Source organism: Thiovibrio frasassiensis, from assembly GCF_029607905.1.
Taxonomy (GTDB): Bacteria; Desulfobacterota; Desulfobulbia; order Desulfobulbales; family Desulfurivibrionaceae; genus Thiovibrio; species Thiovibrio frasassiensis.
In genome coordinates this window covers 2,087,527-2,113,382 of record NZ_JAPHEH010000001.1, presented here as the reverse complement: position 1 = coordinate 2,113,382, position 25,856 = coordinate 2,087,527, and the positions used below count along the sequence as shown (strand labels likewise).

General features: G+C 55.4%; 24 protein-coding genes. 21 read left to right on the top strand and 3 right to left on the bottom strand.

Annotated features, from left to right (window positions below; translation table 11 throughout):
- Positions 1 to 4: 4 nt before the first annotated feature.
- Positions 5 to 556, bottom strand: coding sequence for a nucleotide exchange factor GrpE (gene grpE / locus OLX77_RS09930; protein WP_307633442.1), 552 nt, complete (start codon positions 554 to 556; stop codon positions 5 to 7).
- Between the two features lie 353 nt (positions 557 to 909).
- Between grpE and OLX77_RS09925 the strand changes: the two genes are divergently transcribed.
- Positions 910 to 1,764 carry a carbonic anhydrase gene (locus OLX77_RS09925; RefSeq protein WP_307633441.1) on the top strand — a complete coding sequence of 285 codons (855 nt, stop codon included), beginning with the start codon at positions 910 to 912 and terminating at the stop codon, positions 1,762 to 1,764.
- A gap of 109 nt (positions 1,765 to 1,873) precedes the next feature.
- Here the strand turns inward: OLX77_RS09925 and OLX77_RS09920 are convergent, their stop codons facing one another.
- Positions 1,874 to 2,803, bottom strand: a complete 930-nt coding sequence (locus tag OLX77_RS09920) for a manganese-dependent inorganic pyrophosphatase (RefSeq protein WP_307633440.1) — start codon at positions 2,801 to 2,803, stop codon at positions 1,874 to 1,876.
- A gap of 362 nt (positions 2,804 to 3,165) precedes the next feature.
- Between OLX77_RS09920 and OLX77_RS09915 the strand changes: the two genes are divergently transcribed.
- On the top strand, positions 3,166 to 3,636 hold the full coding sequence (locus tag OLX77_RS09915; RefSeq protein WP_307633439.1) for a response regulator: 471 nt from the start codon (positions 3,166 to 3,168) through the stop codon (positions 3,634 to 3,636).
- 9 nt (positions 3,637 to 3,645) lie between these two features.
- Positions 3,646 to 4,320: an HAD family hydrolase gene (locus tag OLX77_RS09910; RefSeq protein ID WP_307633438.1), complete on the top strand. Its 675-nt coding sequence runs from the start codon at positions 3,646 to 3,648 to the stop codon at positions 4,318 to 4,320.
- Between the two features lie 51 nt (positions 4,321 to 4,371).
- Here OLX77_RS09910 and OLX77_RS09905 read toward each other — a convergent pair whose 3' ends face one another.
- Entirely contained in the window at positions 4,372 to 4,800 is a 429-nt protein-coding gene (locus OLX77_RS09905) for an AP2 domain-containing protein (RefSeq protein WP_307633437.1), read from the bottom strand.
- Positions 4,801 to 5,294: 494 nt separating this feature from the next.
- On the opposite strand from OLX77_RS09905, the gene mazG reads away from it, so the two are divergent.
- The 18 genes from mazG to OLX77_RS09815 all read left to right on the top strand — a co-directional run bounded on the left by mazG (position 5,295) and on the right by OLX77_RS09815 (position 25,853).
- Complete coding sequence (mazG, locus tag OLX77_RS09900; protein ID WP_307633436.1) at positions 5,295 to 6,104, top strand: nucleoside triphosphate pyrophosphohydrolase; 810 nt, start codon at positions 5,295 to 5,297, stop codon at positions 6,102 to 6,104.
- 120 nt (positions 6,105 to 6,224) lie between these two features.
- Complete coding sequence (rpsF, locus tag OLX77_RS09895) at positions 6,225 to 6,587, top strand: 30S ribosomal protein S6 (protein WP_307633435.1); 363 nt, start codon at positions 6,225 to 6,227, stop codon at positions 6,585 to 6,587.
- Between the two features lie 59 nt (positions 6,588 to 6,646).
- The gene (gene rpsR / locus OLX77_RS09890; protein ID WP_307633434.1) at positions 6,647 to 6,889 is read left to right on the top strand and encodes a 30S ribosomal protein S18; all 243 of its coding nucleotides are present in this window, start codon (positions 6,647 to 6,649) and stop codon (positions 6,887 to 6,889) included.
- Positions 6,890 to 6,909: 20 nt separating this feature from the next.
- On the top strand, positions 6,910 to 7,887 hold the full coding sequence (locus OLX77_RS09885) for a DUF2232 domain-containing protein (protein ID WP_307633433.1): 978 nt from the start codon (positions 6,910 to 6,912) through the stop codon (positions 7,885 to 7,887).
- Between the two features lie 186 nt (positions 7,888 to 8,073).
- Entirely contained in the window at positions 8,074 to 8,526 is a 453-nt protein-coding gene (gene rplI / locus OLX77_RS09880) for a 50S ribosomal protein L9 (RefSeq protein ID WP_307633432.1), read from the top strand.
- A gap of 138 nt (positions 8,527 to 8,664) precedes the next feature.
- A complete protein-coding gene (gene dnaB / locus OLX77_RS09875) occupies positions 8,665 to 10,032 on the top strand; it encodes a replicative DNA helicase (RefSeq protein WP_307633431.1) in 1,368 nt (455 codons plus the stop codon).
- Positions 10,033 to 10,127: 95 nt separating this feature from the next.
- Entirely contained in the window at positions 10,128 to 12,602 is a 2,475-nt protein-coding gene (leuS, locus tag OLX77_RS09870; protein WP_307633430.1) for a leucine--tRNA ligase, read from the top strand.
- Positions 12,603 to 12,632: 30 nt separating this feature from the next.
- Positions 12,633 to 13,178 (top strand): LPS assembly lipoprotein LptE, encoded by a 546-nt coding sequence (lptE, locus tag OLX77_RS09865; protein ID WP_307633429.1) that lies wholly within the window; start codon positions 12,633 to 12,635, stop codon positions 13,176 to 13,178.
- Positions 13,179 to 13,423: 245 nt separating this feature from the next.
- Complete coding sequence (gene tkt / locus OLX77_RS09860; RefSeq protein ID WP_307633428.1) at positions 13,424 to 15,418, top strand: transketolase; 1,995 nt, start codon at positions 13,424 to 13,426, stop codon at positions 15,416 to 15,418.
- A gap of 91 nt (positions 15,419 to 15,509) precedes the next feature.
- Positions 15,510 to 16,529 (top strand): tRNA dihydrouridine synthase DusB, encoded by a 1,020-nt coding sequence (dusB, locus tag OLX77_RS09855; protein WP_307633427.1) that lies wholly within the window; start codon positions 15,510 to 15,512, stop codon positions 16,527 to 16,529.
- 127 nt (positions 16,530 to 16,656) lie between these two features.
- Positions 16,657 to 20,850, top strand: coding sequence for a DUF8613 domain-containing protein (locus OLX77_RS09850; RefSeq protein WP_307633426.1), 4,194 nt, complete (start codon positions 16,657 to 16,659; stop codon positions 20,848 to 20,850).
- A 2-nt stretch (positions 20,851 to 20,852) separates the two neighbouring features.
- Positions 20,853 to 21,338 carry a pilus assembly FimT family protein gene (locus OLX77_RS09845; protein WP_307634072.1) on the top strand — a complete coding sequence of 162 codons (486 nt, stop codon included), beginning with the start codon at positions 20,853 to 20,855 and terminating at the stop codon, positions 21,336 to 21,338.
- A gap of 2 nt (positions 21,339 to 21,340) precedes the next feature.
- A complete protein-coding gene (locus OLX77_RS09840; protein WP_307633425.1) occupies positions 21,341 to 21,958 on the top strand; it encodes a type II secretion system protein in 618 nt (205 codons plus the stop codon).
- A 17-nt stretch (positions 21,959 to 21,975) separates the two neighbouring features.
- Entirely contained in the window at positions 21,976 to 22,773 is a 798-nt protein-coding gene (locus tag OLX77_RS09835) for a prepilin-type N-terminal cleavage/methylation domain-containing protein (protein ID WP_307633424.1), read from the top strand.
- Positions 22,763 to 23,149 carry a hypothetical protein gene (locus OLX77_RS09830; protein ID WP_307633423.1) on the top strand — a complete coding sequence of 129 codons (387 nt, stop codon included), beginning with the start codon at positions 22,763 to 22,765 and terminating at the stop codon, positions 23,147 to 23,149. The genes OLX77_RS09835 and OLX77_RS09830 overlap by 11 nt, the downstream gene beginning before the upstream one ends.
- A gap of 304 nt (positions 23,150 to 23,453) precedes the next feature.
- Positions 23,454 to 24,050, top strand: coding sequence for a prepilin-type N-terminal cleavage/methylation domain-containing protein (locus OLX77_RS09825; protein WP_307633422.1), 597 nt, complete (start codon positions 23,454 to 23,456; stop codon positions 24,048 to 24,050).
- Between the two features lie 8 nt (positions 24,051 to 24,058).
- Positions 24,059 to 24,718: a hypothetical protein gene (locus tag OLX77_RS09820; protein ID WP_307633421.1), complete on the top strand. Its 660-nt coding sequence runs from the start codon at positions 24,059 to 24,061 to the stop codon at positions 24,716 to 24,718.
- Positions 24,719 to 24,743: 25 nt separating this feature from the next.
- Positions 24,744 to 25,853: a hypothetical protein gene (locus OLX77_RS09815; protein WP_307633420.1), complete on the top strand. Its 1,110-nt coding sequence runs from the start codon at positions 24,744 to 24,746 to the stop codon at positions 25,851 to 25,853.
- Positions 25,854 to 25,856 lie beyond the last annotated feature (3 nt).

The window sequence follows — 25,856 nt, the reverse complement described above, 5'->3', positions numbered from 1 at the left end:
CTTGTTATTCTTCAACATTACCCTTTGAAACCACAACCTTGGCCGCCCGGATAAGTCTGTCCTTAAACATGTACCCTTTCTGATATTCCTGAATAATCTGGTTTTCCGGCACGTCCGCACTGGCTTCCATGGCTACGGCTTCATGGAAATTCGGATCAAAGGGTTGCCCCTCACCGGCAAGAGGTTTTACCCCGAATTTTTCCAAGGTGGAAAGTAGCCCCTTGCAGGTCATTTCCACCCCGGCCAAAAGGGTATCGGCATCAGGGGAGGCATGGCACTGGCCAACGGCGCGTTCCAGATTATCAAGGAAGGGAAGCAGCTCCCGCAGGATATTTTCTTCTGCATACTTGAACGCGGATTCCCGCTCACGCTGCATTCTTTTCCTGAAATTATCCTGTTCAGCCGCCAAGCGCAGCAGCTTATCCTCAAGCTCCCGGTTTCTTTCCAACGCCTTTTCCAACTGAACCGAGAGATCTTCCGCCTCGGTCGTGATCTGTTCTTCTCCTGAGCTGGGCTGCTCAAGAACCTCTTCATTTTTTTCTTCTTGCTCCGTCACCTGTATCTCCTTTCCTGCGCAATGACCCCATCCGGGGGTTCTCTGCGAATCGGGCTGTATCCATTTGCAATAACTTGATTTTTCCAAGCAATTTCAAGTTGGTGACCAACAATAAGTATGCTCTTTTTCATTGTCAAGACAACAGCCGGGAATTGTCGAATGACGAAAAAATCGGGTCACCGACAGAAATTTCATCTAACTGGTTGTTTTTGCGTTATGCCGAGGGGCATTGTCCTGTATTCCCCCGAGGACATGGATTCGTCATTAATAAAAAATTTTAGACATCCACGAAATCACCGATAATGAGAGTAGCAGATACTCGGTACTCTTTTGAAACAGCAGGATCAATGCCAATGCGCCTCAGAATAACTCTTCCTCTCTCGTTGCTCGTTTTTCTTATTGCTGCAGCCAGCAGCGCGGATATGCGCCCGATCAAAAAACTTCGCCCCGGAATCCCCCCCTATGCCGTGGCTGAAAAGATTGCCCGGCACAACGATCAGGTCGTGGCCAGCAGGCTTGCGGACGAGCCCCTTAAGTTACCGGGCACCCCGCACATGACCTGGCTGGCGGATTGCGATGCCCGGGTGCAGGCAACCCTGTTCTATCCTGACCCGGTTGACACCATTTATGCGGTGAGAAATCCGGGCAATCAATTCTCGCTCTCCGCCGGCGCCATTGATTACGGAGTCAACGAACTCCATACCCCGGTGCTGCTTATCACCGGCAACACCAACAGCGACAGCCTCCGCCTTTTCGCAAAAGGGTATACCCATCTGGGCGCAGACCTGCGCCATGACCTGGACTCCCTGCGACTTTCCCTGGGGACAAATGCGCCAGGCTCTGGAGCAATGGCAAGACCAGAAACCGTACTGGTGGAAAAGAATGTCGATTTCCAAGTAGCCACGGCCATGAAGCGCTACGCCCAACGAATAGAAAGCGGCAGGCTGGTGGTGATCGGGGCAGTGATCGATCTGAACAATCGTTACGGATACGGACTCAATCGCCTGATCATTATCAATATCAACAGTGAAATCGACCCGGAACGATTACGGGCCATGCACCACCTCATCCGGCTGGACAAACGACTGCTCGGCCTGGTTGGCCGGAAACCTTGGGCAGAGGAAAACACCGAGTCCTTGGCCACCCCTCCCTCGCGCAAAGCACCTTCCAAGAAATCGAGCAAAAAGAAATCCGCTCTAAAGAAATAACCCCAAGAGGCTTCGGCCTTGCCTGCGTCCCAGAACCCACCACAAAAAAACCCCCTGGACGGGATTTCCGTCCAAGGGGCCTTAAGACAACAACGAAATATTCAGCGTCTTAGCAGCCGAAAGCCTTCTGCAACGGCGGAACGGTCTGTTTCTTGCGGCTCATCATGCCGTTTACCCACATGGCGTTGTTTGCAATCTTGCCACCGAAAGCCTGCTCGATAACTGCGGGCTCCTCGGAAACAACCAGCAGATCGGTGCCCTCTTTCACAACATCGGTGAGCATGAACAGTACGGAATGACGGCCATCCTTCTTGAGATCCTCGAGAGCCTTGTACAGGTCGGCACGAATGCCGGCAACCTGCTCAAGGGTGGCGAGCTCGAGCTGGCCAATACCAACCTTCTTGCCGTTCATGTCAAAATCCTTGTAGTCACGGAAAACGAGATCCTTCATGGGGATACCGTCGATGGAAGACTTCGCCTTCAACATCTCCATGAACAGCGCATCGGTGTCGGCAACGCCGGCGATGTCTTTCAGGGCAGCAACCGCAGCCTTGTCAGGAGCGGTACAGGTGGGGGACTTGAAATTTACGGTATCGCTCAGGATGGCGGAAAGCATGGCACCGGCAATATCCTTGGGCAGAGCGACATTGTTGTTTTTGTACATTTCGTACAATACGGTGCAGGTGCAACCAACCGGCTGGGCATTGAATACAATCGGATTGTTGGTGGTGATATCACCAATCTTGTGATGATCAACAATGGCAACAACCTCGGCATCCTTGATGTTTGCCGGAGCCTGACCGATATCACTGAAATCCACCAAGGCAACCTTCTTGCCAGCAGCATCCATCATGGTCTGGGGCGCGGCAAGACCGAAATTCTTGAGGACGGTGGTGCTCTCGGGGTTCAGCTTATCTGCCTCAATCTGCATGCAGGCAATGGCGTCAGTGCCGGTTGCCTTCAGATAATGTGCATAAGAAATGGCGGCGGCAATGGAATCGGTATCGGGATTTGAATGGCCAACAACACATACTGACATGGTGATCCTCCTTAAAATTTTTTATTGAACCAAAAACATCCTGGTCTGACTCCAGAACAATGATCTCTCTGGAACCAGAAAAAATATGCTCTCTTCTTACAAAATATGCAAAAACTAAAGACAATTAAAACTCGGCAAGAATAGTGCTATTAGAATAGAGAGTCAAGAGGAAAGACACAGGGGTAACGACAATCCGACCGAGACTACCCATGACGACCTAACACCTTAATATAACGATAAAATTGCAACAAAAAATACCCCAGCAGGGTTTTGTCTTGCCCCTCAACCCCTTTTTATGTAACTATTTAAAAAAGAACTGATTTCTCCTGAAGGCAAACACTGACACCGGCAGAACTAACACCATGGAAGAAAAAGAAGCTTATTTCAAAAAAACAGAAGAGCCGAAGCCAGCCAAAGCCCAAAAACCGCACAAAATCTTGGTCGCAGAGGATAATCCCGTGGTGCGCAAGGGCTTGAACAACTTCCTGGTGAAATGGGGATACGAACCGATTGAGGCGGATAATGGCGATACCGCATGGAACGCTCTAGAAACCGACCCCGCCATAAGAATTGCCATCCTGGACTGGAACATCCCCGGCCTCAGCGGTATGCAGGTCTGCCAACGCATCCGGACGCGCACGGATGGCCCCTATGTCTACACGGTCATCTTCAGCGCCCGCAGCTCCATTGAGGAACAGGTTCTTGCCCTGGAAGGCGGGGCCGATGACTATCTGGTCAAACCCGCCAAACCATCATTGCTTCGAGCAAGGCTTGGGGTTGGCCTGCGGATTCTGAACCTACTGGATGCCTCCAAACCCGCCTCGGCCAAATAAAAAACGTCCATGACCCATCATAAGGATGTGGTACTGTTCGATTTGGACGGCACACTCGTTGACAGCCTCACCGACCTGGCCGATTCCATGAATCGTGTTCTGACACAACAGGGGCTTCCCCCTCATCCGACACAATCCTACCGCTATTTTGTCGGAGACGGGATAGGCAATCTTGTCCAGCGTGCCCTGCCTGAAAAGGCCCGACTACCGGAAATTATTGAAGAGTGTGTTCGAAAGATGCGGCAGGAATATGCCTCGCACTGGGGTGACACAACAAAACCCTATCCCGGCATTGCGGAGTTGCTCGACACGCTTTCAACCCGGGGGATAGCCTTGGCAATCCTGTCCAACAAGCCTGACGAGTTAACCCAGGAGGTCGTCAGGACACTTCTGCCGGGCTGGCATTTTGCTGCAGTTGCAGGAGCCAGGGATTCAATCCCCAGAAAACCAGACCCTGCAGGGGCATTGCGCATCGCCAGCCTGCTGCATCGTGATCCCGCAAATTTTCTTTATCTGGGTGACACCAACACCGACATGCAAACAGCCCGGGCTGCCCGAATGTATGCCGTTGGGGCGCTTTGGGGTTTTCGCACTGCGGCCGAGCTGAAAGAGAATGGCGCCCAGTCCTTGCTTTCCGTTCCCCTTGAGCTGTGTCCTTTACTGGAACACCGCCCCCTAATTTAAAAAAATCCCCAGGCCGAAGCAATGCTCGTGCCCGGCACAAGGGAATGGACGTTAGGCGTTGAGCCGCTCTGCTTCTTTTGTCTTGCGAATCTCACAGGCAATCTGGAACGCTTTTTCTTTGCCGTTTTTATTCACGGAAACGGAGGTCTTGCCCTGCTTGCCAAGACGATTTACCCAGCTCACTTCATAACGATTCAGTTTCTCGTTAAAACGGACCCCGACAACACCGGTGGTGGTATTACTCACAGTGACAAGATGTTTGTCGGTGCGGACTTTCCCCAGCTTTATTTCCATGGTATCCCGCCAGGTAAGCGCCGCCAGCAGACTTGAATAGCGGCCGCCGCATTTGCCATCGGAAAAAAACTTGGAATGCGTTGTTCCTTGAAAACGAACCCGCACATACCAGCCGTGTGTGCGCTTATCTTCCTGATCTATCCGTGCCACATCCTTGTGTTTTTCAAGCATAACCTTCTTCGCCATAACTACTCACCTCGCACAGGTTCAAAACCAATGAAATACCATGGCCAACGTTTCCATTGACAACACGGCCCCCCCTGCGCCAAATACTCTTTTTTTTACAGATGCCTTGATAAGAACAAAGAAACAACAAGATTCTTCAACGAAGCCTCTGTTTATATCCAATTCAGTATTTTTTTGCAAGTCGTAGCAGAGGGCTGTTTTTCACCACGCCCCATTTATTAAATATATCCTTTAAAAACAACTTGTTAAATTATGACTGCATTGACTGCGCTCTTTCTCACGCACTCTTTTCGATACAATTCCGAACGGACCATGCAACCGACTTCTTCTTTTTCCCCCCACAAGCTGGTATATAAAAACCTCCTGGTGCTCAGCCAGTCGGGGCAAAAAAACAACCAGCCCTTCATGGTGCTGCAATTGACTCGGGCAAACGCACGAACCGGGAACATTTGCCGTCGTGCCCATCTTCCCCCCATAATAATCAAAGGCCACCCATGACACCCACTGCGGAAAAATTTATCGCCCTCATTGAGATTATCACCCGACTCAGGGCCCCGAATGGCTGCCCTTGGGATAGAAAGCAGACCCCCCAAAGCTTCAAGCAGTACCTGGTCGAAGAAACCCACGAACTGCTTGAGGCAATCAACGACGACGACCCCAGCCACATCTGCGAGGAACTCGGGGATCTCCTTTTCCAGGTCATCTTTCTCAACAATCTCTACCAGGAAAAAAACCTCTTCACCCTGCTCGATGTCATTGACTCCATCACAACCAAGATGGTCCGCCGCCACCCCCATGTATTCGGTAATCAAACCATCGAATCGGAACAGGAGTTGCGTCAGCAATGGCAGACAATAAAAAACCAGGAAAATGAGCGAAAGGGACACCCCCGCCATCCTCTGGACTCCATCCCCAAAAGCCTTCCGGCCCTGCGCAGGGCGCAACGCGTCGCAGACCGGGTTGCCCGGGAGGGTTTTGACTGGCCGGACCTTGCCTCCGCTTTAGGTAAAGTTGACGAGGAATTCGCGGAATTGCATCACGCCTTTGCCCATGGCTCACGGACAGACATTAGAGAGGAGTTGGGCGATCTCCTCTTTGCCCTCACGGTTCTGGCGAGAAAGGCTGATATCGATGGGGAAGATGCCCTCCACGAGGCAACGACCAAGTTCTCGCGCCGTTTTCTTACCCTGGAAAAGATCATGAGTAAACAAGGACAACAGTTTGTTGACCTTGCCCCGGAGGCGCTTCTTCTGATCTGGCAGCAGGCCAAATCAGAAGCGGACACAGCCCCAGAAAACAATTGACAAACAAACGGTTAATTGCTATCAATCGCGATTGTTTTTTTAATATTTTTTCCCACATACCTTCTTGCTCTTCGCATGAAACGCAAAAAGCAAGGGCCAAATGACCACAAGGAGGAATCAATGCGCAGGTACGAGACAATTATCATTGTCAAGCCGGGGGCCGGAGAAACGGAATTCTCTGCGGTATCCGACAAAGTAACAGGAACAGTCGAAAGTTTTGGCGGACTCATTGTCAGAACCGACAGATGGGGCCTGAAAAAATTGGCATACCCCATCAAGAAAGAAGTCCAGGGCGACTTTCTCTATGTTGAATACGCCGGAGTGCCCGATGGCGTCAAGGAAATGGAACGTCTCCTCCGGATTGATGACCGGGTGCTGAAGTTCATGACCGTAAAAACCCAGGACGTATTCACCCCTGATGCCCCTAAGGCAGAAGAGCCGGAAGCCACCCCTGCGGATACAGACGAAGAAGCCTCTGAGTAGTTTTTCCGCCTGTCGCGATTAAACTATACATATATCGAACCAGAAAAGAGGAAAAGAACATGGTTATCAAGAAAAAGAAGATTTTCAACCGTCGCAAGGTCTGCCGCTTCTGCACGGACAAGAGCCTGATGATTGACTATAAGGATGTTAAAACCCTTCGCAATTTTGTGACGGAACGCGGCAAGATTATCCCGCGTCGCATCTATGGCAACTGCGCTCACCACCAGAGGCAGCTCACCGAGGCAATCAAGCGTGCGCGCCAGATTGCCCTGTTGCCGTATGCCGGTCAGGCCCAACAGTAAGTAGGAACCAGTCAGGAATCGTGTTTTTACGCGCAGGAGCAAACAGACAGACAGAGACCATCGGGGCTATCGCTATCACCGCCCTCATTTTCACGGTGCCGGCAATTATTCCCGGCCTTGAATGGCTCCACTGCCTGATGCCTTTGCCCGTATACTACTTCCTGGCCCTGTATGGCCAGAAACAAGGGACAGTTATTCTTGCCTGGGCTCTTGGCATTGCCGGCAGCTTCTCTTTATGGGCCGGCACCATCTCGGGGCTGATTTTTTCACTCTCCCTCCTGCCTGTTGGCTTTATTCTTGCCAAGGCAGACAGGGAAAACGAGCCCGTTCAGCGTGCAGGGATAAAGAGTGTTGGCTATCTCGTCCTGGCCTGGCTCGTCTCTGGCTGGCTGCTCAGTTTGGCAACCCAGAGCAATACCTATCTTGACTTGCGGCAAAGTCTGGATGAGGGTTTTGAAGCAACCTTTACCTTGTATAGGGACTCAGGACATTTCCCAGCTGGCGACCTTGAAGAAATCAAGGTGTTTATTGGCCAGCTCAGGGAACAGGTGGCTCGGCTTTTTCCGGCCCTGCTCCTGACCTCGATCATCTGCACCGTCTGGTTGAACATCGTTGTCGGCCAATGGTTGCTGAAGAAAAAAGACTCTTCCCGGACAAAGCGGGAAGATTTAAAAAACTGGCGGCTCCCGGAATTACTGGTCTGGCCGGTTATAGTAGCAGGTATCGCACTTCTTGTTCCGGAAGAACGGTTCAATACCCTGGGCTTAAATCTGGGGTTGGTGCTCCTGGTCCTGTATCTCTCGCAAGGGTTGGCGATTATCTCAAGCATGATGCGGAGATGGTCTCTGCCGCTGGCGATCAGGGCGATAACATACACTTTGCTGTTCCTGCAGGTTTACGGCATCGCATTTGTTGCCGCCCTCGGACTGGCTGATGTTTGGCTTGATTTCAGAAAGCCGCGGCTCAAAAAAGACGCGGATGACACCTCGGTGTCCTAGCCGTTGCAACACGATAATGTCGGCATCTGGATGGCCAGACGACATAAGGAACCGTTACAAAAACGCATTGGCTTTTTCGTAACGTCCCCTAAAAATAAACACTATGAAACTGGAGCCTTTTTCAGGGTCTTCATTTTTCAGAAATAATGAATCCCGGCAAGGCCTGGATTCAACCGGAGGTACACCATGGAACTCATTTTAAAAGAAACCATTGACACTCTTGGCGAGGAAGGCGATGTTGTTAAGGTGAAGAACGGCTATGGCCGCAACTTCCTAATTCCTCGTCGTCTTGCAGTGCCTGCCACAAAGTCAAACCTTACCATCCTGGAGAAGGAAAAGGCTGCCATCGTGGCAAGAAAGAAAAAACAGCGTGACGAAGCGGAAGCTCTGGCCAAGAAGGTCGCCGGTGCTACGGTGGTTATTGCCCATCGTTCCGGGGACGACAACAAGCTCTTCGGCTCCATTACCTCCGCTGAGATTGCAGAAAAACTCGCCGCTCTGGGTATCGAGATCGACAAGAAAAGGATCATTCTTGACGAACCCATCAAGACCTTGGGCGTCACCATGGTTCCGGTGAAGATCGGCTACCAGATTTCTGCGGAAATCACGGTTGAAATCGTTCCCCTGGCCGCGGAATAATCCATAGTCCCGCACACAGAAGGCAGACCAGGGCTCCGGCATGTATTCCGGATAGTCCCGGACTTTGTCCCTGGAATAACGCAGGATAACCGAAGGGGGGCGTAACCCGCCCCCCTCCATTACAGCCAACGATACTCCATGGAATCCGGACCAGGCCCTTCCAGCACCCACCGTCTACCCCCGCAGAATCTTGAAGCCGAGCAATGCGTTCTCGGCTCAATCATGCTGCAACAAGGCGCCATGCCCAAGGCGGCAGAAATTCTCACCGAAGAAGATTTCTACCGCGACGCGCACAAGCACATCTTTTCCGCCATGATCTCCCTATTTGATCGCGGCGAACCCCTTGATCTCATCACCATTTCCAACGTCCTGAGAGACAACAACCGGTTGGAGGCAATCGGCGGCCCCAGCTACCTTGCCAGCCTCACCGACATTGTCCCGGTCGCAGCAAACATCGGACATTACGCGAGAATAGTGCGGGAAAAAGCCATTCTCCGCAGGCTCATCCAGACCGGCACCGAGATCGCCGGCCGCTGCTACGAAGAACAGGATGATATCGACGGCCTCCTGGATGACGTGGAAACCACCGTTTTTGAGATCTCCCGGGCCAAGAGCGGCCAGTCCTACCACTCGCTCAAGACCGTCATTTCCAGCACCTTCAAATACATCGAACAGCTCTACGAACGCAAGGAGCACATCACCGGCGTTCCCACCGAATACCATGATTTCGACAAGATGACCGCAGGCTTGCAACGCTCGGATCTCATCATCCTGGCCGGCCGTCCCAGTATGGGCAAAACCGCCCTGGCCGTCAACATGGTGCAGAACGCCGCTCTGCTCCACAAGGTACCGGTGGCGCTGTTCAGCCTGGAGATGTCAAAGGAGCAGCTGGGCATGCGGATGCTCTGCTCCATCAGCCGGGTTGACGCCCAGCGGTTGCGGACCGGCTTTCTCAAGGAACAGGACTGGCCCAAGCTTACCCGGGCGGTGGGGATGCTTTCCGAAGCCCCTATCTATATCGACGACACCCCGGCCATCACGGTGCTGGAGATGCGGGCCAAGTGCCGGCGGCTGAAAACCGAACACAACATCGGCATGGTGGTGGTCGATTACCTGCAGTTGATGCGGGGCAAAGCAAACTCCCAATCCCGCGAACAAGAAATCAGCGACATCTCCCGCTCGCTCAAGGCCATGGCCAAGGAGCTCAGCATTCCGGTCATCGCCCTTTCCCAGCTCAACCGCAGCCTGGAAAGCCGCCCCAACAAACGGCCCCAGCTTTCCGATCTGCGCGAATCGGGCGCCATCGAGCAGGATGCCGACCTGATCATCTTCATCTATCGGGATGAGGTGTACAATAAGGCGGAAGACAACCCGAGAAAGGGCATTGCCGAGGTCATCATCGGCAAGCAGCGTAATGGCCCCACCGGCACCGTGGAGCTGGCCTTTCTTGACCGCTTCACCACCTTTGAAAATCTTGCCCAACATAATTTTCCCCCAACAGAATAAACAAACAGGGCTAAAAACTTATTGCCGACCACGGAGCAACACACCCCAGGGCGAAGCAATCAGGGCTTAAGCACTGAAAAATCGGATCTACGAACATGAAATACGATTTTAAGGCCATTGAAGACAAATGGCGCTCCCATTGGCTTGACAACTCCACCTACCGGGCAAGCGAAGATCCAACCCGGCCCAAATATTATCTCCTGGAGATGTTCCCCTACCCCTCCGGCCGCATCCACATGGGCCATGTCCGCAACTACACCATCGGCGACGTGGTCGCCCGCTACAAACGGATGAAGGGCTTCAACGTCCTCCACCCCATGGGTTGGGACGCCTTCGGATTGCCCGCCGAGAATGCGGCGATCAAGCACAATACCCATCCTGCCAAGTGGACCTACGAAAACATCGACTACATGAAGAAACAGCTGCAGCGCATGGGCTTCAGCTACGACTGGGACCGCGAGATAGCCACCTGCAACGACAAATACTACCGCTGGGAACAGCTGCTCTTCATCAAGATGTACGAAAAGGGGTTGGTTTACCAGAAGGTGACCACGGTCAACTGGTGCGAGACCTGCCAGACGGTGCTTGCCAACGAGCAGGTTATCGACGGCGCTTGCTGGCGCTGCGACAATGCCGTGCTGCCTCGTGAGATGAACAGCTGGTTTTTCAAGATCACCGATTATGCCGAGGAACTGCTGTCTGGATGCGACACGCTTACGGGTTGGCCGGAAAAGGTCCTCACCATGCAGCGCAACTGGATCGGCAAGAGCGTGGGGGCCGAGGTCAACTTTCCCATCGAAAACTCCGCAAACACCCTCACCATCTTCACCACCCGACCGGATACGATCTTCGGCGCAACCTTCATGTCCATCGCCCCTGAGCATCCCCTGGCAGCTGAGTTGAGCGCAGGCACTCCCCAGGAAGAGGCGGTCAAAGAATTCGTTGCCCGGATCAAGATTGAAAAACAGCGGCAGAAACCGGAAGACGAGATAGAAAAGAAGGGGGTCTTCACCGGCGGCTACTGCCTCAATCCCTTCACCGGCACAAGGCTGCCGGTGTATGTTGCAAACTTCGTCCTCATGGAATACGGGACCGGCGCGGTTATGGCGGTGCCCGCCCATGACCAGCGCGATTTCGAGTTCGCTCGCAAATACGGGATCGAGATCAAGGTCGTCATTCAGCCGGAAGGCGGATCCCTTGTGGCTTCAGCCATGAGCGAGGCCCATGACGGGGCAGGCACCCTGGTCGAATCCGGCGAATTCACCGGCCTGGATTCGGAAAAGGCCAAAGAAGCTATCACGGCGGCGGCGGCAGCAAAGGGCTTCGGCTGCCAGCGCACCACCTTCCGCTTACGCGACTGGGGCATCTCCCGCCAGCGTTACTGGGGCGCACCCATTCCCATGCTCCACTGCGCCCATTGCGGGATAGTGCCGGTCCCGGAAAAAGATCTTCCCGTCAGCCTGCCCACCGATGTCCAGTTCGACAAATCCGGCAAATCGCCGCTCCACACCCTGGAAAGCTTCTACCAGACCAGCTGTCCTCTCTGCAACGGTCCGGCCCGACGCGAAACAGACACCATGGACACCTTTGTCGAGTCCTCCTGGTATTTTGCCCGCTACGTTTCCCCCCGCTGCACCGACGGCGTCCTGGATAAGGCAAAGGGTGACTACTGGCTACCGGTGGATCAGTACATCGGCGGGGTGGAACATGCGATCCTCCACCTGTTGTACTCCCGTTTTTTCACCAAGGTTCTGCGCGATCTCGGCTACCTTTCCATCGACGAGCCTTTCACCAACCTGCTCACCCAGGGGATGGTCATCAAGGACGGCACCAAGATGTCCAAGTCCAAGGGCAACGTGGTGGATCCCAATGATCTCGTGGAAAAATACGGGGCCGACACGGTCCGCTTGTTCAGCCTCTTCGCCGCCCCACCGGAACGGGATCTTGAATGGAGCGATCAGGGGGTGGAAGGGGCCTACCGCTTTTTGAACCGGATCTTTCGCTTGGTCGACGAAAACCTCGAGGTCTTTGCAAAACCAGCTGCTGGACTGCCGCAGGAGATGAACGCAGCCAGTACCGCCCTGCACCGGAAAACCCATCAGACCATCCGCAAATTCGGGGCCGATATCGAGGCAAAATTCCATTTCAACACCGCCATCAGCGCGGTGATGGAACTCACCAACACCCTGTACAGCCTTGTCGGAGACGAGACCAGCGCCCCCCCCGATCCCGCGGTAATCCGCGCAGCCATCGAAGCGATGCTTGCCCTGCTCTCCCCCATGGTCCCGCACCTTACCGCCGAGCTCTGGGAAATGACAAAACATCCCACCCCCCTTGCCGAAGTGCTCTGGCCGGAGTACGATGACGAAGCGATCAGGGAGGAGACGGTCACCATCGTCGTTCAGGTCAAGGGCAAGGTGCGCAGCCAACTCCAGGTTGCCCCGGGCACCAGCGACGGGGACTTGGAACAGATGGCCCTGGCCGATGAAAAGGTGCAAAAATTCCTGGAAGGAAAACCGGTGCGCAAGGTGATTGTTGTGCAAAACAAGCTGATCAATATTGTAATCTAGAGTGACGCCAGACATCCACGGAACCAGCCCATGAAAATGTTTAGCCTAAAAAACTTGAGCCTGCTGCTTCTCCTGTTGATTGTTGCCGGATGCGGCTACCACAATCCCAACATGCTGCCGCCGGACAAACAGGGCAGGATCGTCAAGCTCTATGTCCCTCTCTGGGCAAACCCGACCAATGAACTCCGGCTTGCCTCCGACATCCACAATGGTTTGCAGGACTGGCTCGGGCAAAGCAAGCAGTTCACCCTGGTGAACAGCTCCGGAGAGGCGGATTATGTCTTAAACGGCAAGATCAACTCGGTGAGTTATACCGGTCGTGCCTACGACGCCAAAGACCGTGCCCTGGCGCTCATTGCCACCCTGAGCACTGGCTACACCCTTACCGATACCCGCACCGGCAAATCCGCCTGGCAGTCCGGCTTTGCCTTAACGGAAACCTATTCGCTCCAGACCGATGCCCACAAAAAACAGGCTCTGGACACCCTGGTGGACAAACTGGCCGAGGATATTTATATCCGCCTTTACAGCGCCATCAGCCGGTATGAAAAGAACAAGGCCCGGTTGAAAAACTAAACGCTGTGCGCTGTCTATCGTCTGCATAATTTTAATGAGCAATCTCACGCCAGGAAAGGTATATAGGCCGTGGCAATAAAATAACCGTGCCCTTCAAAATTGCTTGGACGGCATAAGGAGCCGTAAGACCTCACAGTCAACGGTGATGGTTATTCCGCAACGGCTCCTAAAAAAGTTTTGTAATCGTCCTTACCCCCGTAATCACATCACCCTACAATCAGCAGCATCAGAACCTGGAGGTCCCCATGCCATCCCGCAGAGAACTTGCCAATGCCATCCGCGCCCTGAGCATGGATGCCATCCAGAAAGCCAAATCAGGTCATCCCGGCGCGCCCATGGGCATGGCCGACATTGCCGAAGTATTATGGAACGATTTTCTGAGCCATAATCCCGCCAACCCCAAATGGGCCAACCGCGACCGTTTTGTCCTTTCAAACGGCCACGGCTCCATGCTGCTCTATTCCCTGCTCCACCTCACCGGCTACGACCTGCCCATCGAGGAGATCAAAAACTTTCGCCAACTCCACGCCAAAACCCCGGGCCACCCGGAATACGGCTACGCCCCTGGGATCGAAACCACCACCGGCCCCCTGGGCCAAGGCATAGCCAATGCGGTGGGCATGGCCATCTCCGAAAGAACCCTGGCAGGTCAGTTCAACCGCCCGGGCCATACGGTAATCGACCACCACACCTATGTCTTTCTGGGCGATGGCTGCATGATGGAGGGGATTTCCCACGAAGCCTGCTCCCTGGCCGGCACCCTGGGCCTGGGCAAACTTACCGCCCTGTACGATGACAACGGCATCTCCATCGACGGCGAGGTTGAGGGGTGGTTCACCGACAACACCCCCATGCGCTTTCGCGCCTACGGCTGGCATGTGATCGAAGACGTGGACGGCCATGACGGCGAGGCGGTCAAAAAAGCCCTTGGTGAGGCAAAGGCTGTCACCGACAAACCATCGCTCATCTGCTGCAAGACCGTGATCGGCTGGGGCTCCCCCAACAAGCAGGGCAAGGAAGACTGCCATGGCGCGCCCCTGGGTGACGCGGAGATCGCCCTGGTCCGTGAGACCATCGGCTGGCCCCACCCCGCCTTTGAGGTTCCGGCCGAGATCTATGGTGGCTGGAACGCCAAAGACAAGGGCGCTGCCCGTGAGGCGGAATGGAACAGCCGTTTCACTGCTTACAAAGCAGCGCACCCAGAACTGGCCGCAGAACTTGATCGGCGTCTTTCCGGCAAGCTCCCGGCCGATTGGCAGGCGAAGGCCGGGGCATATATCGACTCCGTCAACGCCAAGGGAGAGAAGGTCGCCACCCGCAAGGCCTCCCAGAACTGCCTCAACGGCTATGGCCCGTTGCTCCCTGAATTCCTCGGCGGCTCGGCGGATCTGGCCGGCTCCAATCTGACCATCTGGTCCGGCAGCAAGGGCATCCAGAAAGATGTCGGCGGCAATTACATCTATTACGGGGTCCGCGAATTCGGCATGGCGGCGATCGCCAACGGCATCGCCCTGCACGGCGGCTTCATCCCCTACACCGCCACCTTTCTGATCTTTTCCGAATACGCCCGCAATGCCCTGCGCATGGCGGCGCTCATGAAACAGCGCTCTATCTACGTCTTCACCCACGACTCCATCGGTCTGGGCGAGGACGGCCCCACCCACCAACCGGTGGAGCAAGCGGCAACCCTGCGGATGATCCCGAACATGGGAGTCTGGCGCCCTTGTGACGCGGTAGAAACGGCAATAGCCTGGAAGGTCGCGATCGAGCGGGGCACCGGCCCCACCTGTCTGCTGCTTTCCCGGCAGAACCTCCCCCACCAGCCCCGCTCCGCCGAACAGCTGGCCGATATCGCCAAGGGCGGCTATGTCCTGCTCGATTGCGGCGGCTCCACACCGGATGCCATCCTCATCGGTACCGGCTCCGAGGTCGAGCTTGCGGTAGCGGCAGCCAAGGAGCTTACCGCCAAGGGCAAGAAGATCCGGGTTGTATCCATGCCCAGCACCGATTGCTTTGAAAGCCAGAGCAAGGAATACCGGCAATCCGTGCTGCCGGATTCAGTCGAGGCCCGGGTCGCCATCGAGGCCGGAGTCACCGGCGGTTGGTACCGCTATGTCGGCACCAAGGGCAAGGTCATCGGTATCGACCGCTTCGGCGAATCCGCCCCGGCAGAGCAACTGTTCCCCTACTTCGGCTTTACCACGGAACATGTGGTGCAGGCCGTCGAAGAGGTTTTATAAAACCAGGCCGGAAAACGGCACGGTTCCAGAAACAGGTGCTTCGACAAGCTCAACACGAACGGAAATCAATGCGTCAAGATTTTCTGCGTTCGTGTTGAGCTTGTCGAAGCACTTTTCTTATGAGTCCATCAATCTTGCCCCTTTTATCTTGAGTCTCACCTCCATGTTTTCCATCGGCCCCCTCCGCCTCGACAACCCTTTCATCGCCGCCCCTCTGGCCGGATACAGCGATCTCGCCTTCCGCCTGCTCTGTCGGGAATTCGGCGCGTCCTTATGCTTTTCGGAGATGATCAGCTGCCACGGCCTCCATTACCGGCAGCAGAACACCCTGGACTTGCTCAGAACCGTACCGACTGAGCGTCCCGTGGCCATGCAGCTTTTTGGCAGTGAGCCGGAGCTCATGGGTGAGGCGGCGGCCATCCTTGCTGAATACCCCATTGACTGCATCGACATCAACATGGGCTGCCCGGCAAGGAAGGTCATCAAAAAAGGGGCGGGCTGTTACCTCATGAAACTCCCTTCCCTGGCGGCGAAGATCATTCGGGCTGTAGTGCAGGGTTCTTCTCTGCCGGTGACGGTCAAGTTCCGCTCCGGCTGGGACCACAAGACCATCACCGCCTGCGATTTCGCCAAAATGGCCGAGGACAACGGGGCCGCAGCGATCACGGTCCACGCCCGGACCTGGAGCGACGGTTTCAGCGGCACCGCGGACTGGCGGATCATCCACCAAGTGAAAGAGGCGGTTTCCATCCCGGTGATCGGCAACGGCGATGTCCAGTCCCATGGTGATGGGCTACGGATGCTGGCGGAAACCGGCTGCGACGGGGTGATGATCGGCCGGGCTGCCCTGGGTGCGCCCTGGATCTTTTCCGCCGATGCGCCGGAAATCCCCTCCCTGGCCTTCAGGATTGCAGCCCTGAACCGCCACCTGGCCCTCATCGCAAAGCATCAGCCCAACACCCCGCCCTCCCAGATCAAAAACCATGCTGGGAGGTATTTCAAGGGGGTGGTGGGCGGAGCTGAAATCAGACGCCAAATATTCAACCAGACCTCCTATGCCGCCCTGAAAGAGCTCATTGCCTCTTTTGCCAACCTCCCGCCCACCGAATAACATTCCGCATTTCTCACCTCAGCCTTCCGTTGACGCGGACATATCCTTTATGTACACTGGCCTCAGTCAAGTATCAGCAGAACACGAACCAACCCCAACGGCATAACAATGGTGGAATGGAATAAACATGAGCGGACCTTCCCCCAGCCTCACGCCTGAATGCTCTTCTTCTCAAGTGCTCCCCAAAAGGTTACTGGCCGGATTGCTCTTCTCTGTCGTTGTTCTGTTCTTTGCCCAATCGGCTCTTGCCGCCATCTCCTTCCGTGCCGCTAGTTCAGCCAGCGCAGTCTCCAGCATCACCTATGTGGGCTCCGGCAACGCAGCAACTTCAAACAATGGCAGTGTGACCGCATCATTACCAACCGGCCTACAGGCCAACGACCTGCTTCTCTGTCTGGTGGAGTCCCACGATACAGTGGCGCACAGTATCACCGGCTGGCAGACGCTTTATTCCCTAACCGGTACAGCCCATCGCGCTTCGCTCTTTTACAAGATTGCCACAGCCTCGGAATCAAACCCAACCATCACTCACAGCAATGGGAATAGCATTATTGCTCAATGTGCCGCTTTTCGCGGGGTGGACACGGCAAACCCCTTCGATGTGCCATATGCCGCACAATATTCCGCCTCGGATCTCACCGTGGAAACCGGCAACATCACCACCGCTTCTTCTGGTGATCTGATCCTCTTTTCTGCCCATATCGCCAATAACCCCAGCAGTTTGAACATATCGACCGATGGCGGACTCAGCTGGACACAGTCCTTTTATTCAAGAACCAGTGCCGGCAATGACTCCGCCATCGGTCTTTTCTCTGCAACCCAGCCTGCGCCCGCTTCTCTCGGCCCATTGCAGGCAACCGCCCAAAACCAGGCGGGGGAAAGCCACGGCGCCTTACTCGCCCTCAAGTCCATCACCAGCCTGACGATCAATAAACCCACCGGCACCATCACCGACGATGTGATGATCGCCTCGATCACCACCACTCCCAGCACCATTACCGTCTCTGCTCCCGCAGGATGGACTCTGATCCGCAAAGTCACCCAGACCAATGCGACCTCCAGTGTGCTCTCCACCTACTACAAGGTGGTTGGAGCCAGCGACCCGGCAAACTACACCTGGACCTTTTCCAGCGGTGCACAAGGAGGCCCAATTGGCGGCATTGCCAGCTTCAGCGGCGTGGACACCACCTCTCCCGTCGATGCCGAAGCCGGCAATGCCACGGCCAGCTCCCTCACCCATACGGCACCGAGCATCACCACCACCGTGGCCAACGACATGCTCGTCACTCTTCACGAATTTGCCAGCGCCTCGACCTGGAGCCCGCCGGTCGGCATGACTGAAGCGATTGATTTTGCCTCACAGGCAACGCCCAATGCCAATGGGATCTCCATGGAGTTGAATTATGAAGCCCGGTCCGCTGTCGGCCCGACCGGCACGCGCAGCGCTACTACCTCCGCCAATGCCGACTCCGGGGCAACACAATCCATCGCATTAAAAGCCTCTCTGCTAACCTGCTTCACCGATGACTTCGAGCGGGCCGATGTCACCTCCACCGGCTACTGGATCGTGGCAAACGAAGGCGGCACCTTCGGCGACCCCAGAATCGTCAACGGTCGCCTGCGTCTTACCGATAATACCGGCGGGGCCTCGACCATGGCCGCCCTGCGCCAGCTCTTTCCCGCCGCCGGCAACAAAATCGTGATAGAGTTCGACCACTATGCCTACAACGGTTCCGGCGCAGACGGGATGTGCGTTGTGTTCTCCGACGCCTCCTTTGCCCCGGTGCCCGGCGCTTTTGGCGGTTCTCTGGGCTACGCACCCAAACAGGCCAGCGCCGGGGGCGACACCACCCATCCCGGCTTCACCGGGGGCTGGCTGGGCGTGGCCCTGGACGAATACGGCAACTTTTCCAATCCCACCGAAGGCCGCACCGGCGGACCGGGACAGCGCCCTGACTCGGTGGCCATTCGCGGCTCCGGGGCTCTCTATACCGGATACACCTACCTGGCAGGCACCACCACGCTCAGTCCGGGCATAGACAACACGGGGTCGTCTGCGCCTGCTCCGGGATATCGCTACCGGATTACCATCGACCATCTCGACGCCATCCATGCCTACACCTCGGTGGAACGCAACACCGGCAGCGGCTACACCTCACTCATTGCCCCCTTCGACGCAAAGGGGGCGGCAGGACAAGCCGCGGTCCCGATTAACTGGTATCTCTCTTTCACCGGCTCCACCGGCGGAGCCACCAATATCCATGACTTTGACAATCTCCGGGTTTGTTCTGCCCAACCCCAGCACGTGCCAACTTTGGATCATGTCCGCATCCTGCATGACGGCCAGGCGCTCACCTGCGCCGCAGAAGACATCATTCTGAAGGCCTGTGCCGATTCCAGCTGCTCTACCCTTTTTACCGGGGCGGTTACCGTAAACTTAGCCAATATCGGCGGGGCAAGCTGGTCATCCGATCCGGTCACCTTCAGCGGCGGACAAACCACGGTCACCCTCAGAAAAACGACCGCCGGAACCGTAACCCTCGGCGGCACCGTAACCTCCCCCGCCGCCGCCAATGCCACAGCGGTCTGCTACAATAGCGCGACCCAGAGCTGTTCTCTCACCTACACCGCCAGCTCCGCCTGTTTTGACGCAGTTGAGGTGGGCAGATCCGCCTCGACCCCCATCTACACCAAATTGGCAGGCACCGCTTTTTCCCTGGATGTTCTGTCCCTGGCCTCAGGTTTTCCCGATCAGGTTTCCGTTGCCCTGGTCGATCCAACTGCACCCAGCGGCAATTGCAGCGACTTCAATACCGGCCTGACACCGGAAGCGCCATACTCTTTCACCTTCTGGGATAACGGGCGGCACACCTTCAACTTCAACTACCCCTATGCGGCCCCCAACGCCAGGGTCCGCATCCGCAACACCAACACCAACCAATCGACCTGTTCTTCGGACAACTTTGCCATCCGTCCGCGACAACTGACGCTCTCCACCACAACCCCTCTGAACCCCGCCGCAAATACCCTCAAAGCAGGGGCAAACTTCAATCTCACCGCCAATTCCGGGGTCACCGCTGGCTACACCGGCACCCCGACCACCGATCCCAGCAAGGTCGTGGACCACAACAATGCAGCCATCGGGGCAAACACCCTGACCGGCGCTTTTGCTGCGGCAACCGGGGTCAGTGCCATCGGCACCTTTCAGTATCTGGATGTGGGGACCATTACTCTAAATGCCAACGCCGTCGTCGATGAGACCTTTACCGCCGTCGATCAGGTAACGGGCTTGGTCGGCTCCGTTGACCATGGATCCGGAGACTGCATCGCCAATAGCGCTTCTAACACCCCAGCGGTGGGAGTTTACGGCTGCAATATCGGAGGGACTGCCCTGGGGCCCCTAGGCCGCTTTTACCCCGACCACTACGAGGTTACGGCAGTCCTGAGCGGTGCCTGCAACCCTGAAACAGCCAATGAATTCACCTACATGGGCCAACCAGCCTTGGGCATAAACCTCGCTATCCAGGCCATGGCCAGCGCCGGGATAACCCCACTGTCCCGCTACACCAACGGCTATGCATCCTTGGCCGCCTTCAGCGTCAACGGCGACAACAACGGCACACCCATTGCCCCGCTCAACAACCGGCTGACCCCTGACCTGCCCGCCTTTCAATGGACCAGCGGCACCTATACCGGCTCCGGCACATACAGCTTCGACCGGGCCGCAAATCCGGATGGCCCTTTCGAAAACTTCACACTCCAAGTCACGGTCGCTGACGCCGATGGCGCACAAATTACCAGACGAAACGAAGTCGCTATTCCTGGAGCCACCACCGTACTGTCTCCCAACACCAAAATTCGCTATGGGCGGTTGCGACTCCCCAATGCCTTTGGTCCGGAAACCGCACCGCTCATCATGGCGCTCCGAGCCGAATATTTCAATGGTACCGGATTCGTCATCAATACTCTGGATAACTGCACCAGCCTGCCCCTGAACACCACGATATTCCTCAACAACCCGGCCACCGCCGGTGGGGCAGAACAGCCAGGGACCACCGCTATGATCGTTGGCGCCGCGACCACCTCGGCAGTCATGACCAACGCTCCCTTTGTAAGCGGCAATGCAGGCCTCTCGTTTACTGCGCCCGGCGCTACCAATGTTGGTTTTGTGAATATACGCGCCGATGTATCAGCCTACCCCTGGCTGCAAATCGACTGGGACAACAACGGCAGCCTTGACCCCGACCTTAACGCCCGGGTCAATTTTGGCATCTATCGCGGCAACGACCGGATCATCAACTGGCGGGAGATCATCCGTTGACCATGGCCACGATTCTTTACCCAGACCAAACAAACCGCCAGCGCGGCTTCACCCTGATCGAGTTGATCATGATCATTGTCATCCTCGGCATTCTTTCCGCTGTGGTCTATGTGCGGTGGCCCGTCGGCTTGGAGGAAGAGGCTGCGACAAAAGAATTCAAACGGGCAGTACGCTATGCCCAGCACAAGGCCATGACCAGACAGTTTACCAACAATGCCGCCGCATGGGGAATTGTGGTGAACAACGATTCCACCTACACGGTAAGACGGGCAGGGGCGGCCCCCGCCGGTGAACCTCCGGCTGAACCCGCTTACATTAACAAATGCCTTAACTCCGAAAATCCCCCTCCATGCACCATCCCTATTACCATTGGGTCAGTCTTTTTTAACGGTCTTGGAGAACCAACGGCAGCAACGACTTTCACTATTGGCGTTGTACCAAATAACCATGACGTTACGATAAGTGCGGAAACCGGGTATGTGAACTAAAAATGGAAGCCGAAATTTTCACAAAGAAAACATCGCACCACAGCCGGGGCTTTACCCTGATCGAGATTGTCATCACCATCGTCATTCTCGGTACGGTTGCCGGAATCCTGGTGCCATTCTTCAGCGCCATTACCCATAGCCCCGACCCGGTGATCCGGGAACGGGCCATCTCTCTGGGGCAGGCCATGATGGATGAGATCATGGCCAAGCGCTGGGATGAAAACTCCCCCATGGGCGGGGGGCCGATCTGTACCGGCGAGAGCCCTAATCAGGTCACGCGTCCGACCCTCATTGATGCCTGCGTTACTACTGCGACTCCGACGGCTAACCTCGGCCCGAATGAAACAATTCCCGAAATTAGAATCAACTTTGATGATGTGGACGACTACAACGGCATCGATGAGACCGATAACTTCACGGACCAAAACGGTGCGGCATCCAATCTCCCCGGCTACCGTCGGCAGGTGGCGGTGCGTTACATCGCCAGTACCACCAACACCATCGACCAAACCACCGACAATGCCGGAGGTAATACCACCGACACCAAACTGGTGGTGGTGACTATCACCTCCCCCTTGTCTGAGATTTTCCGTTTTGTCGCGGTTTCCTGCAATATCTAGGAAAAAATAGAAATTATATGGCTCCATTCGAAAGAAAACAACACGGATTCACCCTGGTCGAATTGATCATCATCATTGTCCTGCTCGGCATCCTGGGGGCAATGGGGGCCGGTTTCATCAGCGAGGCGTTCAGGGGGTTCTTTGCCACCGATGCCCGTATGGAGATGTATGAGGAAGGCAAATCCGCTCTGGTGCGGATGGAACGGGAGATCCATATCGCCGTGCCCAATGCAGTGCAAGAACCGTTTGATTCAAATGGGGATGCCATTGATGACACCATCAGCTTCGGCGTGATCGATGAAAACAGCATGGCCGGGGTCTTTGGTCAGTACACGGAAGTTTATCCCACCGGCACCACAACCATCACCGACAGGACCGCCATCGCAGCAGCAGGCCTGCCGCTTGGCACCTTGGTTTCCATTTACAATACCTCCTGGGATGTCTTCGCCGGTGGGAGCAGCGTATACACAGTGACGAGCAACGGGACCAATCCCATGACCTTGGCACCGGCTATCGGTATTGCCTCGCCCTACAATCGCTACTATGCGGTGCGCGCACTAGCCGTCCGTTTCGATGTGACAGGCACAACCCTCTCACGATCAACCGCCGCAAGGGATGCCGGAGGTGCCTTGGCCGCTTTTGCCAACCCACAACCCCTCGCCCAGAATGTAGTGCCAAGCAATGGATTGCCCTATTTCACTTACGATCCCGGGACCTCAACCCGAAACAGTGTGGTGAGCATCCATTTCGCCATCTTGCGTAACGGGGAAACCGTAAACTTCCACAAGGAGGTCCAGATCCGTAATGTGCCCTGAATATCTTGCCCCCCTTGCCAACCGGCGCGGCATCGCCCTGGTCACTGCCATTTTTGCCATTGTCATCCTCGCCCTCTTCGGCCTGTTGATCACCCGATACACCATAACCACCCAGACCTCCTCGGCTGAGGATTACCTCTGGGGCCAAGCCCTGTACAGTGCCGAGTCCACCCTGCGGTTGAATATTCTCGGGGATGATGGTGGCGGTGGAATTGCGGCACCTGTAATCCCCACGGTAGGAGGACTTACAACAGAATTCCCTCCCGATGGACCCGCCTTTGCTTTTTCTGCTCCAGGCACAAACGTAACCATCCGGGTCCGTGGCTTTCATGGCACAGGTATCAGCCGCACGGTTGAAGCCAACTACAAACTGTAACCCTCCCTCCGTCATCTTCAAAAAATACAGAGTCCTCCTTATTGCTAGCCACTTATTACAATGGTAAGCACTCCCAAACGTTCTCTAACTATCTAAAAATATTGTTTTTTTACTAGGCAAAAAAACATTATTTAACCCGCCCATCATTAAAAATGATGCTTATTTATTATTTTTCCCTAATAAAACAATAAGTTATTTGTTTGTGTGTCACAAAAAGATATGATAAAAGGTAATAATTCCACTGATAATTCGTTGGGAAGCGATGTTGTCCCTGAACAAACACCATGGAACAGGAGGTTTTCCATTGCTTAGGCTTAACAACAAAGGCTTTACCCTCATTGAGCTCATCATCGTCATCATCCTCCTCGGGCTCATTTCCGCCACGGCGATTCCTTACTATCTCAACATCCAGAAGGAAGCCAAGATCGCGGTGGTCAAAGGCAAGCTCGCCGCTATCCGGGGCGGACTCGAATTGGCCCATGCCAAGATCCTTGCCTCCGGTGTCAACACCGGGCCAACCGGCGACAATCCTGACTGGCCCACCCTGGAAGAGCTGCAATTCAACGAATTGCGCCTTTCCACCCGTCCCGCTTCCTTGATCGGGTTACGCATTGTCCGCAGCGATTTTTACTCCACCGAACAAAACAAGGCCCTGCCGCTCTGCAACCTCCCGGACCAACCCCCGGGCATATATGCCAGCCCTTCCGGTGTTTCCGAAAAAAGCATGACCGATGCCCTGGCAAACCCCAGACTGGCTGATGAATCCGCCGGCTGGGCCTACTATCCTGGCAATGCGCGTGATGCCAATGGCCGGGGGGTTGATGCAATCTTCTATGTGAATGACGACCGACAACTCACCGACAACGTAGATTCCGCCGACAGACGGCCTTCTGAGTGGTAAGCTGACGCGTGAGCAGACTCTACAATACCCTGGAAAAGATCCGCACCGGCGAAAAGGGCGTTTTTTCCGAGAAAAAAGCAGCGCCTGCCGCGGGAATTGAACTGACCGCAAACAAAAGCAGGACACGACGGATTGTCCTGCTCAGTGGCTCGGCCTTACTGTGCCTCGCCTTGCTCTTATTTCTTACCCTGCCAAAGCACAAAGATGTTCGGCCCATTGCCAGCCCTGACACAGAGAGTGCTCCATCGACCACGGCGCCAACTTCCCTGACGGAGCAATCCCCAAAGCTGCCTCCGACCCCGGCGGTTTCGGTTGCACCGTTGCCGTCAGACACGGACAAAGACCTGTACCGGCAACTCAACGACACCGGAATTGCGCTTATCCAGGAAAACCAGCACTGGCGGGGGATCTACTCTCTCGATCAGGCCCGCAGGCAACGGCCCGACCGGCCAGAGGCCCTGATCAACATGGCGGTGGCCCTTGCCGAGTTAGGATTGCGCGCCCCGGCCAAAAGGCTCTTCCGCGAGGCCCACGCCCTGGCACCAAACCACCCCCTGCTTCGCAAGAATCTCGACCTTCTCGGGCAGGCAGATTTTTTTGATGACCAATGGGTCGCCTCCCTGTTTGCGGGGCCGACTCAATTTGGACAGACACCGGAACCGCAATGACAAAGAGGATGAATCCATCTTTTTTATGAAGCTGCCCTTCAACAACAAAAGGTATCTCGCTCTGACCGGCGACAGCGAGAGCACCATGCTGGCCGAGGTCTCCAAAGGGCCGTCAGGCATGGCGCAGCTGCATGTGCTTGCCACAACGGACAGCGCTATCACTGCGGATGTCACTATTCCCCGCTTACTCGCCGGCGTCGGGAGTCTCCATGGGCTGGTCTCCATGGCTCTCCCCCTCACCTTTTTTGAAGTGCTCACCACCACCATCCCGGCCATGCCGGATGGCGCGGTGGGCAAAGCCCTGCCCTACCACCTTGCCAAAGCCCTGCATCAGCCGCTCAATGAGTTCATTTATGATTGGCAGATCACGGGCCGTTTCAAAGACCGTCTCCAGATCACGGTCTATCTTTTCCCTGCCGGTCTGTTTCATAAGATCCGCAGGGAATTTATGAGAAAACAGATCAAGGTCTCTTTTTTGGAACCGGACGTCTTCGCCGCTTTCACCTTTCTTTTCCAAGAAAAAATGGTGCCTCCACACGAGGCCTCCCTCTGCGTTTTACTCTGGCAAGACAGCATCTCCCTTGCCGTATACGAAAAAGGCAAGCTTCCCCTCATCCGCACGGTAAAAGCTCTGCAGCCACAGGGAGAGATCTGCTTTCAATCACCAATGGACATAGAACTGCCTTCAGCAACCGATTTGCCGAAATTAACCGACGATCTGCTCATTCTCGTTGAAGAGCCGCCGCAATTTGAAGAACAGGTGGACACCGCCTCCATTCTTGCTGACTTTTCCATTCTTTCTTCCAAAGAGTCCTCTGGTGGCAAGGGTGACCCCACTCCTGCAGCCGCCTTTGCCGCTTCCCAGGAAGAAACGGACACCGCCTCTTGGACGGATTATCTGCATAAAATCCCCCTGGAAATTCTCCGCACCCGTGATTATTACGCCTCCATTCAAAAGGGTGCTGCCATCAGAAACATCTTTGTCGGAGGGGCCGACGGTTTCTGGCCTGAACTATTGGAAAGCAGTAACAATCTCCTCGGGGCCCAGTGCAAATCCTTGACCTCCACAGCCGGAGGCCCGGATTGTTCCCCTCTGTTGCATGTCCTGGCCCTCGGTACAGGGGCGAGGTGGTGAACC